We start from the raw sequence: 15,549 nt of genomic DNA, 5'->3' as shown, positions 1-15,549 counted from the left end.
TTTCGCGTGTTTTCAACCGAGAATTCCCATGACTGAGCCACTGCGCATCGTCTTTGCCGGCACCCCCGAATTTGCCGCCGAACACCTCAAGGCCCTGCTCGACAGCCCGTATGAGATCGTTGCGGTCTACACCCAGCCAGACCGTCCGGCGGGCCGTGGGCAAAAACTGATGCCCAGCCCGGTCAAGCAACTCGCGCTGGAGAACGGGATTGTCGTCCTGCAACCGCCGACCCTGCGCAATGCCGATGCCCAAGCCGAACTGGCCGCCCTCAAGCCGGACTTGCTGGTGGTAGTGGCGTACGGCCTGATCCTGCCGCAAGTGGTGCTGGATATCCCGCGTCTGGGTTGCATCAACAGCCACGCGTCGTTGCTGCCGCGCTGGCGCGGTGCGGCGCCGATTCAGCGCGCGGTCGAAGCCGGTGATACTGAAAGCGGTGTGACGGTGATGCGCATGGAAGCGGGCCTGGACACCGGGCCGATGCTGCTCAAGGTCACCACCCCGATCAGCGCCGACGACACCGGCGGCAGCCTGCATGACCGGCTCGCCGAGATGGGTCCGCCGGCCGTGATTCAGGCCATCGCCGGTCTCGCTGCTGGAACCCTCGAAGGTGAAGTACAGGACGACAGCCTCGCCACCTACGCCCACAAATTGAACAAGGACGAAGCGCGCATCGACTGGAGTCGCCCGGCCGTCGAGCTGGAACGACTGGTCCGCGCGTTCAATCCATGGCCAATCTGCCACAGCACCCTCAATGGTGAAGCCCTCAAAATCCTCGCCGCGAGCCTTGCCGATGGCCAGGGCGCCCCGGGTGAAGTGCTCAGCGCCAGCAAGGACGGCCTGATCGTCGCGTGCGGTGAGCAGGCCTTGTGTCTGACCCGCCTGCAATTGCCCGGTGGCAAGGCGCTGAACTTCAGCGATTTGTTCAACAGCCGCCGTGAGAAATTCGCCGTCGGCACCGTGCTCGGCCAAGTGGCAGACGCCCAATGAACCCGCGTCTGGCCGCCGCCAAAGCCCTGACCGCCGTACTCAACGGTAAAGCTTCGCTCAACAGTTCCTTGCCGACGCAACTGGACAAGGTTGAAATCCGTGATCGCGGCTTCACCCAGGATCTGGCCTTTGGTACTGCACGCTGGCAGCCGCGTTTGTCGGCCTTGGCTGCAAAACTGTTGCAAAAACCGTTCAAAGCCGCCGACGCCGATGTCGAGGCGCTGCTGTTGGTCGGTCTCTATCAACTGCTCTACACCCGCGTCCCGGCCCATGCCGCCATTGGTGAAACTGTCGGTTGCGCCGAGAAGCTGAAAAAGCCCTGGGCCAAAGCCTTGCTCAATGCCGTACTACGCCGCGCTCAGCGTGAAAGCGAAGCGCTGCTAAGCGAGCTTGAGCACGACCCGGTGGTGCGCACCGCCCACCCGCGCTGGCTGCAAAAATCCCTGAAAGCCTTCTGGCCTGAGCAGTGGGAAGCCATCTGCGCAGCGAATAACGCCCATCCGCCGATGATTCTGCGGGTCAATCGCCGCCACCATTCCCGCGATGCTTACCTCAAGCTGCTGAGCGACGCCGGTGTGGCCGGCAGAGCGTGCGTCTACAGCCAGGACGGTATTGTGCTCAACGAGCCGGGCGACGTACGCAACCTGCCGGGCTTCGCCGAAGGCTGGATCAGCGTGCAGGACGAAGCCGCACAACTGGCCGCCGACCTGCTGGATCTGGCGCCGGGCCAACGGGTGCTCGACGCCTGCTGCGCACCTGGCGGCAAGACCTGCCACATCATGGAAGTCGAACCTGCGTTGGCCGGCGTGGTGGCGGTGGATCTGGAAGCCAAGCGTCTGGTGCGGGTGCAGGAAAACCTCGAGCGGCTTGGTCTCAGCGCCGAACTGATTGCCGCCGATGGTCGCGATACCGCCAAATGGTGGGACGGCAAGCCGTTCCAGCGGATTCTGCTGGACGCGCCGTGCTCGGCCACCGGGGTGATCCGCCGTCACCCGGACATCAAACTGACCCGTCAGCCGGATGACATTGCCGCCCTGGCCATGCTGCAAGGCGAACTGCTCGACGCAATGTGGCCAACCCTCGACGTCGGCGGCATCCTGCTGTACGCCACCTGCTCGACTTTGCCGACCGAGAACACCGAAGTCATCGAGGCGTTTCTTGCCCGTACCCCGGGTGCTCGCGAGTTGGACATCGCCGGGCAACTTACCCAGAAGGGCGAGCGCCAGCCTGCCGCCGGCATCAAACAGCCCCACGGCCGACAGTTGCTGGCGCAAGAGGGCGGCCACGACGGTTTCTACTACGCCAAGCTGATCAAGATCGCCGCCGCGCGCGGTTAACCGGTTTCAAGGGAGTGACTGGATGAAAATCATCATCCTCGGCGCAGGGCAGGTCGGCGGTTCGCTGGCAGAACACTTGGCCAGCGAAGCCAATGACATCACGGTGGTCGACACCGACGGCGAACGTCTGCGTGATCTCGGCGATCGGCTCGATATCCGTACCGTGCAAGGCCGCGGCTCGTTCCCGACGGTGCTGCGTCAGGCTGGCGCCGATGATGCCGACATGCTGGTGGCGGTGACCAGCAGTGACGAAACCAACATGATCGCCTGCCAAGTCGCCCACACCCTGTTCCACACTCCGACCAAGATCGCCCGTGTACGCGAAGCGGCTTACCTGACGCGCGCCGGGCTGTTCGACAACGATGCGATTCCGGTCGACGTGCTGATCAGCCCGGAACAGGTTGTCACCAACTACATCAAGCGCCTGATCGAACATCCCGGGGCCTTGCAGGTGATCGACTTCGCTGAGGGCAAGGCGCAACTGGTGGCGGTCAAGGCTTACTACGGCGGACCGTTGGTGGGTCAACAACTGCGGCAGCTGCGCGAGCACATGCCCAATGTCGAGACCCGCGTTGCAGCCATTTTCCGTCGCGACCGACCGATACTGCCCCAAGGCGATACGGTCATCGAAGCGGACGACGAAGTATTTTTCATCGCCGCCAAAGCGAATATTCGTGCAGTGATGAGCGAAATGCGCCGCCTCGATGAAAGCTACAAACGCATCGTGATTGCCGGTGGCGGGCAGATCGGCGAGCGCTTGGCCGAGGCCATCGAAAGCCGCTATCAGGTGAAGATCATCGAGATGAACCCGGCACGTTGCCGCCATCTCTCGGACAATCTCGACAGCACCGTGGTGTTGCAGGGCAGCGCATCAGACCGCGACTTGCTGCTGGAAGAGAACATCGCCGACGCCGATATCTTCCTGGCACTGACCAACGATGACGAAGCCAACATCATGTCCTCGCTGCTGGCCAAACGCCTGGGCGCGAAGAAGGTGATGACCATCATCAACAACCCGGCCTATGTCGATCTGATTCAGGGAGGTGACATCGATATCGCCATCAGCCCACAGTTGGCGACCATCGGCACCTTGCTGGCCCACGTGCGCCGCGGCGATATCGTCAGCGTTCACTCGTTGCGTCGTGGAGCAGCGGAGGCCATCGAGGCGATTGCCCATGGCGATGCCAAGTCGAGCAAAGTGATCGGCCGCGCTATCGAAAATATCGGTTTACCGCCAGGCACCACGATCGGTGCGATCATCCGTGACGAAGAAGTCATCATTGCCCACGATGACACGGTCATCGAGACCGGCGACCATGTGATTCTGTTCCTTGTGGATAAAAAACATATCCGCGATGTGGAGAAGCTGTTTCATGTGGGGTTGAGCTTTTTCTAATCCTTCACGCGATCACCCCCCTGAAAGGAATCCACAAATGATCGAATCCCTGGAAAAAATGCTGGCCAAGGGTGTGGATAACTCATTGCTGCGCTTCGGTCTGGGCAAGGGTTATCTGGATCTGGGCGAGAACGCCAAGGCGGCCGAGCATTTCCAGCGCTGCGTCGAATTCGATCCGAAGTATTCCGCTGCCTGGAAGTTGCTCGGTAAAGCCTATGTGGCGCTGGCCGATTACCCGGCCGCCCGCCAAGCCTGGGAACAGGGACTCGAAGCGGCGCGCGGTCATGGCGACAAACAGGCGGAAAAGGAAATGATGGTGTTTCTGAAGAAACTCGAGCGCCAGGCGCACTGATCAAAAAACAGTCAGCTCAAAGGTAACGCAGTCCGATGCCTTCGGCGTCGACCTGCACCACTTCCATGCGCACCCGAGGCGCAGTCACCGGCAGGTCTTGGACCTGACCGTAGACCACCGCGCCCTTGGCCAACGCCGAGAGTGCCGGATGTTTCACGTACACGCCGCTGGCTGAAAGATTGCGCGTCTGGCCCAGGCACTCGCCAAAACTGGGGTGCTGGATTTTGATGCGAAAGGATTTTCGGTGTTCGGACATCTATTGCGCCCTTGTTCAAACTGCTGCGGATAACACACGGGTTATCCACAGATCATGCCAGGAGACTCAGTACCAGCGCGCCTCGCCCGCCGGACGCTTCTTGAAGCGCTTCATGCTCCACATGTACTGGCTCGGATAAGCCCGCACGTATTTCTCGACGACTTGGCTCATCGCCGCACATGAGGTCTCGGTATCGGTGCTGTACATGGCCTCAGGAGCGGCTTCGAGGATCACTTTGTAACCTGAACCGTCAGGCAGACGCAGGGCATGCAGAAACACACCGACCGCTTTACCGCCCGCGAGCATGTTCGGCACGAATTTGCTGGTCAGCGCCTTGGTGGCGAAGAACGGCACAAAAATCCCGGCGGATTCGGCCGGTTCCGGGTCAGCCGGGATACCCACCGCACCACCTTTGCGCACTTCCTTGATGACGCTGAGGATGCCTTCCTTGGTGGACGCCGCGACGCGGTTGCCCAGTTGCACTCGCTGTTTGCGCAGCAAGTCGTCCACAGCCTTAAGCTTGGGCGGACGATAGAAAATGATCGGTTTGCACTGGCTGCAATAGAAGTGGTTCAACACCTCCCAATTGCCGAGGTGGCTAGTGATACCGACCACACCCTTGCCGGAGGCCAGCGCGTCTTTCAGTACGTCGAGGCCTTCCACTTCACGCACCAGGTCGATGGAGCGTTGGGCCGGCCAGATCCAGGCGCAGGCACTTTCGGTCAGCGACTTACCGATATCCATCAAACTTTGCCCGACCAGACGCTCGCGTTCGGCGGCATCCATCTCGGGGAAGCATTTCGCCAGGTTGATCCGCACCACGTCGCGGGAACGGTTGGGGGTTTTCCACATTACCCAGCCAATCACCGTGCCTACTGCTTGCACCGCCCGCCAGGGCAGCATTGCAAACAACCGCAGAGCGCCTACCAGCAAGGCGCCTTTAAACTTATCCACAGGTCACTCCTGATCTTCTAAACCGACTCTAGGCCATGTCGCGAGCCGGCTATTCTAACCGCCCACTGCGCAAGATGGCGTAGCGATCACAATCGGTGGTGTGATCCATGACCATCCCGGACGCCTGCATCAAGGCATAACAGATGGTTGGGCCGACAAAGGTGAAGCCGGCTTTTTTCAAGCCTTTGCTCATCGCTTCGGCCTCTGGCGTCACCGCTGGGACCTCGCTGCGATCCTTGAAATGATTGACCATGGGCTTACCGCCGACGAACGACCAAAGCAGCGCCACCGGGTCTTCCAGCGCCAGCCAGACCTGGGCGTTGCGGCGTGCTGCGTTGAGTTTCAGGCGATTGCGGATAATCCCGGGATCGAGCATCAAATCGTCGATTTCGGCATCGCTCATCTGCGCCACGCGCTGTATGTCGAAGCCAAACAACACCTCACGATAACGCTCACGTTTCCTCAGGACAGTGATCCACGATAGCCCGGCCTGGAACCCTTCGAGCAAAAGCAACTCGAACAAGCGCTGCGCATCGCGTAGCGGTACGCCCCACTCCTGATCGTGATAAGCCATGTACAGCGGATCTTCAGAACACCAAAAGCAGCGTGGCATAAGGCTCCAGGGGGCGTGCGCGCAAACGAATCGGGTATACTCCCGCTCTTTAAATCGCAGCCCAAGAAACAGGTGAATTTCGTGAGCCAGCCTACGCCAGCCGTGCGTACCTTCCAAGACTTGATCCTCGCACTCCAGCAATACTGGGCCGAGCAAGGTTGTGTGGTACTTCAGCCCTACGATATGGAAGTAGGCGCCGGCACTTTTCATACCGCCACCTTTCTTCGCGCCATTGGCCCGGAGACCTGGAACGCCGCTTATGTGCAGCCCAGTCGTCGTCCGACTGACGGCCGCTACGGCGAAAACCCGAACCGTTTGCAGCACTACTACCAGTTCCAGGTGGTATTGAAGCCAAACCCGGATAACTTCCAGGAACTGTACCTGGGCTCGCTCAAGCACGTGGGCCTCGACCCATTGGTGCACGACATCCGTTTCGTCGAAGACAACTGGGAATCGCCGACCCTGGGCGCCTGGGGTCTGGGCTGGGAAGTATGGCTCAACGGCATGGAAGTGACTCAGTTCACGTACTTCCAGCAGGCAGGCGGCATTGAGTGCTACCCAGTGACCGGCGAAATCACTTATGGCCTGGAACGTCTGGCCATGTACTTGCAAGGCGTCGATTCGGTCTACGACCTGGTCTGGGCTGACGGTCCGTTCGGCAAAGTGACCTATGGCGACGTGTTCCACCAGAACGAAGTGGAGCAGTCGACCTACAACTTCGAACACGCCAACGTCGAGAAGCTGTTCGAGCTGTTCGACTTCTATGAAAGCGAAGCCAAGCGTTTGATCGAACTGGATCAGCCGTTGCCGCTGCCAAGCTACGAAATGGTCCTCAAGGCCTCGCACACCTTCAACCTGCTGGATGCTCGTCGGGCGATTTCGGTCACCGCACGTCAACAGTACATCCTGCGTGTGCGCACCCTGGCTCGTTCCGTGGCGCAGGCCTACCTGCTGGCCCGGGCCAAGCTGGGCTTCCCGATGGCGACCCCGGATTTGCGTGATGAAGTGTTGGCTAAGCTGGAGGCTGCACAATGAGTGCTCTAGATTTTCTGGTTGAACTGGGCACCGAAGAACTGCCACCCAAAGCCCTGAATACTCTGGCTGAGGCGTTCCTTGCCGGTATCGACAAAGGCCTGCAAGCCGCGGGCCTGAACTACGAAGCTAAACAGGTCTTCGCCGCGCCGCGTCGTTTGGCCGTGCTAATCACGGCGCTGGCCACCCAGCAACCGGATCGCAGCATCAACCTCGACGGCCCGCCACGTCAGGCCGCGTTCGATGCCGAAGGCAATCCGACTCAGGCCGCCTTGGGCTTCGCCAAGAAGTGCGGCGTTGACCTGAGCGAAATCGATCAGAGCGGCGCGAAACTGCGCTACAGCCAGCGCATCGAAGGCAAGGCCACCGCCAGCCTGCTGCCGACTATCGTCGAAGATTCCCTGAACGACTTGCCGATTCCAAAGCGCATGCGCTGGGGCGCTCGCAAAGAAGAGTTCGTTCGCCCAACTCAGTGGCTGGTCATGCTGCTCGGTGACCAGGTCATCGATTGCACCATCCTTGCCCAGAAAGCCGGTCGCGATTCCCGTGGTCACCGCTTCCATCACCCGGAAAGCGTGCGCATCACTTCGCCGGCCAACTACCTGCAAGACCTGCGCGGTGCTTACGTACTGGCGGATTCCAACGAGCGTCGCGAGCTGATCAGCAAGCGCACTGCCGAGCTGGCCGCCTTGCAGGAAGGTACTGCGATCGTTCCGCCGAACCTGCTCGACGAAGTGACCGCCCTGGTTGAATGGCCGGTGCCGCTGGTGTGCTCGTTCGAAGAGCGTTTCCTCGACGTACCGCAGGAAGCACTGATCACCACCATGCAGGACAACCAGAAGTATTTCTGCCTGCTGGATGCCGACGGCAAGTTGCTGCCACGCTTCATCACTGTGGCCAACATCGAAAGCAAAGACCCGCAGCAGATCATCTCGGGTAACGAGAAAGTGGTTCGCCCACGTCTGACCGACGCCGAGTTCTTCTTCAAGCAAGACAAGAAGCAGAAGCTCGAAAGCTTCAACCTGCGCCTGCAGAACGTGGTGTTCCAGGAAAAACTGGGCAGCGTCTACGACAAGGCCGAACGTGTTTCCAAACTGGCGGCCTACATTGCTGCACGAATTGGCGGCAATGCATCCTGGGCTGCCCGTGCCGGCCTGCTGTCCAAGTGCGACCTGTCGACCGAGATGGTCGGTGAGTTCCCGGAGATGCAAGGTGTCGCCGGTTACTACTACGCCCTTAACGACGGCGAGCCGCAAGACGTTGCCCTGGCGCTGAACGAGCAATACATGCCGCGCGGTGCTGGTGCTGAGTTGCCGACCACCGTTACCGGTGCAGCCGTGGCGATCGCCGATAAGCTCGACACTCTGGTCGGCATCTTCGGTATTGGCATGCTGCCAACCGGGAGCAAAGACCCGTATGCCCTGCGCCGCGCTGCTCTGGGCGTGTTGCGGATCCTGATCGACAAGAAGCTTGACCTCGATTTGACCGAAGCGGTGGCGTTCGCCGTCAATGCATTCGGCTCCAAGGTCAAAGCGGCCGGTCTGGCCGATCTGGTGCTGGAGTTCATCTTCGATCGTCTGCGTGCTCGCTACGAAGACGAAGGCGTGGATGTGGGCACCTATCTATCGGTGCGCGCCCTGAAACCGGGTTCGGCACTGGACTTCGATCAGCGCGTGCAAGCCGTTGAGGCTTTCCGCAAATTGCCGGAAGCGGCGGCTCTGGCGGCGGTGAACAAGCGCGTATCGAACCTGCTGAGCAAGGCTGAAGGCTCGATCCCGAGCACCGTCGAAGCCAAGTACTTCGACAACGCCAACGAGTTCTCGCTGTACTCGGCGATCCAGCAGGCTGATCAGGCGGTCCAGCCAATGGCTGCGGCGCGTCAGTACAGTGAATCGCTGGCGCGTCTGGCAGCGTTGCGCGAGCCGGTCGATGCGTTCTTCGAGGCAGTGATGGTCAATGCTGAAGACCCCAAAGTACGTGCCAACCGTTATGCGTTGCTGGCGCGTCTGCGTGGGCTGTTCCTCGGTGTCGCCGATATTTCGCTGCTGGGCTAATTGTTTAAGGGGCGGAGTTTGAAACTGCTGATTCTCGATCGGGACGGGGTGATCAATTACGACTCCGACGCTTATATCAAATCGGTGGAAGAGTGGATTCCGCTTCCCGGCTCGATCGAAGCCATCGCGCAGTTGAGCAAAGCCGGCTGGACGGTAGCCGTTGCTACCAACCAGTCCGGTATTGCTCGCGGTTACTACGATGTCGCGACCCTGGACGCCATGCACGAGCGCTTGCGCTCACTGGTAGCGGAGCAGGGTGGAGAAGTCGGGCTCATTGTCTATTGCCCCCACGGACCGGATGATGGCTGCGATTGCCGCAAGCCAAAACCCGGCATGCTGAAAGCCATCGCCGCTCATTACAACGTGGAGCTGACCAGCCTATGGTTTGTCGGCGACACTCTCGGTGACCTGGAAGCTGCAAAAGCCGTCGACTCTCAGCCAGTTTTGGTAAAAACCGGTAAAGGCGAAAAAACGCTTAGCAAAACCCTACCGGTGGGCACCTTGATTTTTGACGATCTGGCGGCAGTTGCCGCTGAACTTGTGCGCGACTGAACTTATCCACAAATAGAGCGCTTCTGACATCCTGACCAAGGACAGCTCCGGAGTGCGCTTTTAATAGGCAAATGCCGCTATGTCGATCTTGCAGGCAATCAGAACTTTTTTCTTTTACCTGCTGCTGGGCACCACCTCGTTGATGTGGTGCAGCCTCAGCTTTTTTATTGCGCCTTTTTTACCGTTCAAGGCACGTTATCGCTTTATCAACGTGTACTGGTGCCGGTGCGCGCTGTGGTTGAGCAAAGTATTCCTCGGTATCCGCTTTGAAGTGAAAGGCGCCGAGAACGTGCCTGAACAGCCCTGCGTGATTCTGTCGAACCACCAGAGCACCTGGGAGACGTTCTTTCTCTCGGCCTACTTCCAACCATTGAGTCAGGTGCTCAAGCGCGAGCTGCTCTATGTACCGTTCTTCGGTTGGGCGATGGCCATGTTGCGTCCGATCGCTATCGACCGTGACAACCCAAAAGCTGCGCTCAAGCATGTAGCGAAGAAGGGCGACGAGCTGCTCAAGGATGGCGTCTGGGTGCTGATCTTTCCGGAAGGCACACGAGTTCCATTCGGCACACTCGGCAAGTTCTCCCGTGGCGGTACCGCATTGGCGGTCAATGCCGCGCTGCCGGTTCTGCCAATTGCGCACAACGCCGGCAAGTTCTGGCCAAAGACTGGCTGGGCTAAAAAGGCTGGCACCATCACCGTGGTGATCGGCGCGCCGATGTATGCCGAAGGTACTGGACCGCGGGCCATTGCCGAACTCAATGACCGGGTTTCAGCCTGGAACGAGCAGACTCAGCGAGACATGGGCTCACTGCCGCCTCTCACCGCAGAGCCGGAAAAACTGGCTGTCTGAGATTCTGTGGATAACCTGTGTACCATTTTGTTCAAAACAGCGCCATTCGTTAAATAAGCTTATGATTTATATACATATTTTTTAATCTCATAAAATGATGAAAAACGTGCATAAGTTTTTTATGACGATAAAAAAACCGGCTTTTATAGCCGGTTTTTTCTGCCTGCAGAACGCAGGTTGAAGAGGTTGGGAACACGCTCTGGATTCGCAGCTACTGACCATTTATGGCCAGGGATATCGACTGGAAAACGTCGCCACAGCAAACAAGTAAAGATCAAAAGATCGTCCGAACGCGGCCCGAACCTGCGGCAGCTCCTACGCTGACCAAGTACACCCACCATATTGTGAGTGTATGCAAATCCCTTTTAGGAGCTGCCGCAGGCTGCGATCCTGGCGCATACATAGACACCGCATATTTCTCCACAGACCAAACAAAAAAGGCCAACGCTAAGCGTTGGCCTTTTTTATTTCAGCAGATCACACCTGATCAGAAGTCCAGGTTGGACACCGCCAAGGCGTTGGTTTCGATGAAGTCACGACGTGGCTCGACCGCATCACCCATCAGGGTGTTGAAGATCTGGTCGGCACCAATGGCATCTTCGATCGTCACTCTCAGCATACGGCGCACACTTGGGTCCATGGTGGTTTCCCACAGTTGGTCCGGGTTCATCTCACCGAGACCTTTGTAGCGCTGGATGGTGTGACGCTTGGTGCTTTCGGCCATCAACCATTCCAATGCTTCCTTGAACTCGGTGACAGCTTTCTTGCGCTCGCCGCGTTGAATATAAGCACCGTCGTCCAGCAAGGTGCTCAACTGAGCGCCAAGGGTGACGACCGTCTTGTAGTCATTGCTACCGAAGAAGTCGCGGTTGAAGGTGATGTAGTTCGACAGACCGTGGGAGATCAGTTCGACCTCTGGCAGCCAGACGTTACGTTCACGGTCTTCACGCAGGCTGGCTTTGTAAACCAGGCCAGACTTTTCTACGGTACGCAGACGAACTTCGTACTGGGCCATCCAATCCTGCATCGCTGCGTGATCGGACAGCTGCTCCATGCTGACCGCAGGCAGGTAGATGAAGTGCTCGGTCAGTTCCTGTGGATACAGGCGCGACAAACGCTTGAGGGTCTTCATCACCATGCGGAAGTCATTCACCAGACGCTCAAGCGCTTCACCGGAAATACCCGGGGCTTCTTCGTTCAGGTGCAGGCTCGCATCTTCAAGGGCCGACTGCGTCATGTACTCTTCCATGGCGTCGTCGTCTTTGATGTATTGCTCTTGCTTGCCTTTCTTCACTTTGTACAGCGGTGGCTGAGCGATGTAGATGTAGCCACGCTCGATCAGTTCAGGCAACTGACGGAAGAAAAAGGTCAGCAGCAAGGTACGGATGTGCGAACCGTCGACGTCAGCATCGGTCATGATGATGATGTTGTGATAGCGCAGCTTGTCGATGTTGTACTCGTCGCGACCGATGCCGCAGCCCAGCGCAGTGATCAAGGTGCCGACCTCTTGCGAGGAAATCATCTTGTCGAAGCGGGCTTTCTCAACGTTAAGAATTTTACCTTTCAGCGGTAGAATCGCTTGAGTCCTGCGGTTACGTCCCTGCTTGGCGGAACCGCCAGCAGAGTCACCTTCCACTAGGTACAGTTCGGAGAGGGCAGGGTCTTTTTCCTGGCAGTCAGCCAGTTTGCCCGGCAGGCCAGCGATATCCAGCGCACCTTTACGACGGGTCATCTCACGGGCTTTACGCGCCGCTTCACGAGCGCGCGCAGCGTCGATCATCTTGCCGACAACCAGCTTGGCTTCGTTCGGGTTTTCCAGCAGGAAGTCGGAGAAGTGCTTGCCCATTTCCTGTTCGACAGCAGTCTTCACTTCGGAAGAAACCAGCTTGTCTTTGGTCTGGGAGCTGAACTTCGGATCCGGCACCTTGACCGAAATAATCGCCGTCAAACCTTCACGGGCATCGTCACCGGTGGTCGCGACTTTGTGCTTCTTCGCCAGACCTTCCGCTTCGATGTAGGTGTTCAGGTTACGCGTCAGCGCCGAACGGAAGCCCACAAGGTGAGTACCGCCATCGCGCTGCGGGATGTTGTTGGTGAAGCACAGCAGGTTTTCGTTGAAGCTGTCGTTCCACTGCAGAGCAACTTCTACGCCGATGCCATCTTCACGCTGGACGTTGAAGTGGAACACCTGGTTGACCGGAGTCTTGTTGGTGTTCAGGTATTCAACGAACGCGCGCAGACCGCCTTCGTACTTGAACAGTTCTTCCTTACCGCTGCGCTCATCCTTGAGGACGATACCCACACCGGAGTTCAGGAAAGACAGTTCACGAATCCGCTTGGCCAGAATGTCCCAGCTGAAGTGGATGTTCTTGAAGGTCAGATCGGACGGTTTAAAGTGAATCTGGGTACCGGTGGATTCGGTCTCACCAACGATTTTCATCGGCTCTTGAGGAACACCGTGTACGTAGGTCTGTTCCCAGATCTTGCCGCTGCGACGAACCGTCAGCACCAGCAACTCGGAAAGAGCGTTCACTACCGACACACCTACACCGTGCAAACCGCCAGATACTTTGTAAGAGTTGTCATCGAACTTACCGCCAGCGTGCAGTACGGTCATGATGACCTCGGCTGCAGAAACGCCTTCTTCTTTATGCACGTCTACCGGAATGCCGCGACCGTTGTCACGCACGGTGATGGATTCATCCGGGTGGATAATGATACTGATGTCGTCGCAATGGCCGGCCAAAGCTTCGTCGATCGAGTTATCGACCACCTCGAACACCATATGGTGCAGACCGCTACCATCGTCGGTGTCACCAATGTACATACCGGGACGTTTGCGTACGGCATCTAGGCCTTTCAGCACTTTAATGCTGGTTGAGTCGTACGTATGTTCTTCGCTCATGCCTTCACTCCCGATGGTCGTGGGTCTGGGTGATACGGCCCTGTTCCACGTGGAACAGAGCGACTGGCGTTTCCGTCTGCCAGCCTTCCCTCAATAATTCGTGGTCTACACAGGTGATAAACACCTGGCAGCGTAAGTCTTCCAACAAGCGGCAAAGTGCGCGGCGGTGCTGCTCGTCCAGCTCGGACGGCAAGTCATCCACTAGATAAATACACTGGCCACGCCGGGCTTGGCTGACCAAATGCCCTTGGGCAATCCGCAACGCACAGACCACCAACTTCTGCTGACCACGGGACAAGATGTCCGCGGCGTTATGTGCGCCCAATCTAAGACGCAAATCAGCACGTTGTGGTCCGGCCTGGGTATGCCCTATCTGCTGATCCCGGTGAAGAGACATGGCGAGCACTGCGCTCAGCTCTCGCTCTTTATCCCAACCTCGGTAATAGCTAAGCGTTAAGCCCTCGAGCTCAACCAGTTCACTCAAGGTCTGTTCAAAGACTGGTTTCAAGGCTTTGATGTAAGCGCGGCGGTACTCATCAATTTCAGCGCTGGCCTGGCACAGTTCTCTGTCCCAAACCGCTTGCGAAACGGCGTCAAGTGTACCATGCCGCAGCCATGAGTTCCGCTGCCGAAGGGCCTTCTGCAGCCGCTGCCAAGTGGACATGAAACGTGGTTCCACGTGGAACACACCCCAGTCTAGAAACTGTCGACGGATTTTTGGAGCACCTTCCAGCAGTCGGAAGCTGTCAGGATTGATCAATTGCAGAGGCAGTATTTCGGCCAGCTGCGCCGCACTGCGAGCATTCTGCCCGTCGATACGAATTTGAAACTCCCCTTGGCGGTCACGGGAAATCCCCAAGGCGCTGTGCCCACCCTGAGCCAATTCAACCTGGCCAAATACCGTGCACGCCAATTGCTCGTATTGAATAACCGGCAACAAACGGGCACTGCGAAACGAGCGGGCGAGCCCCAGCAAGTGGATGGCTTCCAGAACACTGGTTTTGCCACTGCCGTTGGCGCCGTAAAGAATGTTGATGCGAGGGGAAGGGGAGAAGGTCACCGGGTGCAAATTGCGCACCGCGGTGACCGAGACGCGACTGAGGGACATCTAGCTTCTGCTGAACATGGTTACAGGCGCATCGGCATAACGACGTAAGCCGAGTCATCGTTGTCGGACTCTTGCACCAACGCACTGCTGTTGGAATCGGACAGAATCAAGCGCACTTGTTCAGTGGTCATCACGCCCAACACGTCGAGCAGGTAGCTTACGTTGAAGCCAATCTCCAGTGAGCCGCCGTTGTATTCGACGCCGACTTCTTCTTCCGCTTCTTCCTGCTCCGGGTTATTCGCCTGGATCTTCAGCTGGCCGTTGGCCAGTTGCAGACGAATACCACGGTACTTCTCGTTGGAAAGAATCGCAGTACGGCTGAACGCTTCACGCAGCGCCTGACGATCGCCCAGTACCAGCTTGTCACCGCCTTTAGGCAGAACGCGCTCGTAGTCAGGGAACTTGCCGTCGACCAGCTTGGAGGTGAAGGTGAACTCGCCGGTGGTTGCACGGATGTGATGCTGACCCAAGACGATGCTGACAAGGCCGTCCGGCTCAGTCAGCAAGCGTGCGAGTTCCAGAATACCTTTGCGTGGCACGATCACCTGGTGGCGATCCGGCTGGCCGATATCGGCTTGCATCGAGCACATGGCCAGACGGTGACCGTCGGTGGCTACCGCGCGGATGATACCGGCAGATACTTCCAGCAGCATGCCATTGAGGTAGTAGCGCACGTCCTGCTGGGCCATGGCAAAGCTGGTACGTTCGATCAAACGACGCAGTTTGCTTTGTTCCAGGCTGCAGGTCAGCGAACCGGGGCCTTCTTCGACAGTCGGGAAATCGTTGGCCGGTAAAGTGGACAAGGTAAAGCGGCTACGGCCTGCTTTCACTACAAGCTTCTGCTCGTCGACCTTGATATCGATCAGGGCGTCGTTTGGCAGACTCTTGCAGATGTCCATCAGCTTGCGCGCCGGGACAGTGATTTCGCCTGGCTCAGCAGGCTCTTCGAGTTGCACCCGACCGACCAGCTCGACTTCCAGGTCAGTACCGGTCAGCGACAATTGCTGGCCTTCGACAACCAACAGCACGTTGGAAAGCACCGGCAAGGTCTGGCGGCGCTCGACGACGCCTGCGACCAGTTGCAGGGGTTTCAACAGGGCTTCGCGTTGAATGGTGAAATGCATGGTCTAGTCCCTTGCCTTAATAAGCTGC

The 15,549-nt window shown here is 58.2% G+C and carries 14 protein-coding genes; 8 read left to right on the top strand and 6 right to left on the bottom strand.

From position 1 onward, the window contains the following. Positions 1-28 precede the first annotated feature (28 nt). From fmt to ACN1C3_RS02095, 4 genes are read left to right on the top strand one after another with little or no spacing between them, the layout of a single operon-like run. Complete coding sequence (fmt, locus tag ACN1C3_RS02110; protein ID WP_419114118.1) at positions 29-988, top strand: methionyl-tRNA formyltransferase; 960 nt, start codon at positions 29-31, stop codon at positions 986-988. After that, complete coding sequence (rsmB, locus tag ACN1C3_RS02105; protein ID WP_419114117.1) at positions 985-2,325, top strand: 16S rRNA (cytosine(967)-C(5))-methyltransferase RsmB; 1,341 nt, start codon at positions 985-987, stop codon at positions 2,323-2,325. The genes fmt and rsmB overlap by 4 nt, the downstream gene beginning before the upstream one ends. Positions 2,326-2,347: 22 nt before the next feature. Next, the gene (gene trkA / locus ACN1C3_RS02100) at positions 2,348-3,721 is read left to right on the top strand and encodes a Trk system potassium transporter TrkA (RefSeq protein ID WP_419114116.1); all 1,374 of its coding nucleotides are present in this window, start codon (positions 2,348-2,350) and stop codon (positions 3,719-3,721) included. A 37-nt stretch (positions 3,722-3,758) separates the two neighbouring features. Further along, the gene (locus ACN1C3_RS02095) at positions 3,759-4,073 is read left to right on the top strand and encodes a tetratricopeptide repeat protein (RefSeq protein WP_419114115.1); all 315 of its coding nucleotides are present in this window, start codon (positions 3,759-3,761) and stop codon (positions 4,071-4,073) included. 16 nt (positions 4,074-4,089) lie between these two features. Here the strand turns inward: ACN1C3_RS02095 and ACN1C3_RS02090 are convergent, their stop codons facing one another. From ACN1C3_RS02090 to ACN1C3_RS02080, 3 genes are all read right to left on the bottom strand, one after another. Further along, a complete protein-coding gene (locus ACN1C3_RS02090) occupies positions 4,090-4,329 on the bottom strand; it encodes a PilZ domain-containing protein (protein ID WP_419114114.1) in 240 nt (79 codons plus the stop codon). 66 nt (positions 4,330-4,395) lie between these two features. Continuing rightward, positions 4,396-5,283, bottom strand: a complete 888-nt coding sequence (locus ACN1C3_RS02085; RefSeq protein ID WP_419114113.1) for a lysophospholipid acyltransferase — start codon at positions 5,281-5,283, stop codon at positions 4,396-4,398. Between the two features lie 49 nt (positions 5,284-5,332). Continuing rightward, positions 5,333-5,896: a DNA-3-methyladenine glycosylase I gene (locus tag ACN1C3_RS02080; protein ID WP_419114112.1), complete on the bottom strand. Its 564-nt coding sequence runs from the start codon at positions 5,894-5,896 to the stop codon at positions 5,333-5,335. Positions 5,897-5,977: 81 nt separating this feature from the next. On the opposite strand from ACN1C3_RS02080, the gene glyQ reads away from it, so the two are divergent. The 4 genes from glyQ to ACN1C3_RS02060 all read left to right on the top strand — a co-directional run bounded on the left by glyQ (position 5,978) and on the right by ACN1C3_RS02060 (position 10,384). After that, entirely contained in the window at positions 5,978-6,931 is a 954-nt protein-coding gene (gene glyQ, locus ACN1C3_RS02075; RefSeq protein ID WP_003213601.1) for a glycine--tRNA ligase subunit alpha, read from the top strand. Further along, positions 6,928-8,982, top strand: a complete 2,055-nt coding sequence (gene glyS / locus ACN1C3_RS02070; protein WP_419114111.1) for a glycine--tRNA ligase subunit beta — start codon at positions 6,928-6,930, stop codon at positions 8,980-8,982. The genes glyQ and glyS overlap by 4 nt, the downstream gene beginning before the upstream one ends. 18 nt (positions 8,983-9,000) lie before the next feature. After that, positions 9,001-9,534, top strand: coding sequence for a D-glycero-beta-D-manno-heptose 1,7-bisphosphate 7-phosphatase (gmhB, locus tag ACN1C3_RS02065; RefSeq protein WP_419114110.1), 534 nt, complete (start codon positions 9,001-9,003; stop codon positions 9,532-9,534). Between the two features lie 79 nt (positions 9,535-9,613). Beyond that, on the top strand, positions 9,614-10,384 hold the full coding sequence (locus ACN1C3_RS02060; RefSeq protein ID WP_419114109.1) for a lysophospholipid acyltransferase family protein: 771 nt from the start codon (positions 9,614-9,616) through the stop codon (positions 10,382-10,384). A gap of 487 nt (positions 10,385-10,871) precedes the next feature. Here ACN1C3_RS02060 and gyrB read toward each other — a convergent pair whose 3' ends face one another. From gyrB to dnaN, 3 genes are read right to left on the bottom strand one after another with little or no spacing between them, the layout of a single operon-like run. Further along, a complete protein-coding gene (gene gyrB, locus ACN1C3_RS02055; RefSeq protein ID WP_419114108.1) occupies positions 10,872-13,289 on the bottom strand; it encodes a DNA topoisomerase (ATP-hydrolyzing) subunit B in 2,418 nt (805 codons plus the stop codon). A 4-nt stretch (positions 13,290-13,293) separates the two neighbouring features. Next, positions 13,294-14,397: a DNA replication/repair protein RecF gene (gene recF, locus ACN1C3_RS02050; RefSeq protein ID WP_419114107.1), complete on the bottom strand. Its 1,104-nt coding sequence runs from the start codon at positions 14,395-14,397 to the stop codon at positions 13,294-13,296. 20 nt (positions 14,398-14,417) lie between these two features. Beyond that, positions 14,418-15,521 (bottom strand): DNA polymerase III subunit beta, encoded by a 1,104-nt coding sequence (dnaN, locus tag ACN1C3_RS02045; protein WP_419114106.1) that lies wholly within the window; start codon positions 15,519-15,521, stop codon positions 14,418-14,420. Between the last annotated feature and the right edge of the window lie 28 nt (positions 15,522-15,549).

The sequence above is a fragment of the Pseudomonas sp. H11T01 genome (assembly GCF_048515765.1).
Classification (GTDB): Bacteria; Pseudomonadota; Gammaproteobacteria; order Pseudomonadales; family Pseudomonadaceae; genus Aquipseudomonas.
Note: the sequence above shows the minus strand (reverse complement) of the source record. Positions and strands in the feature narration are given on the sequence as shown.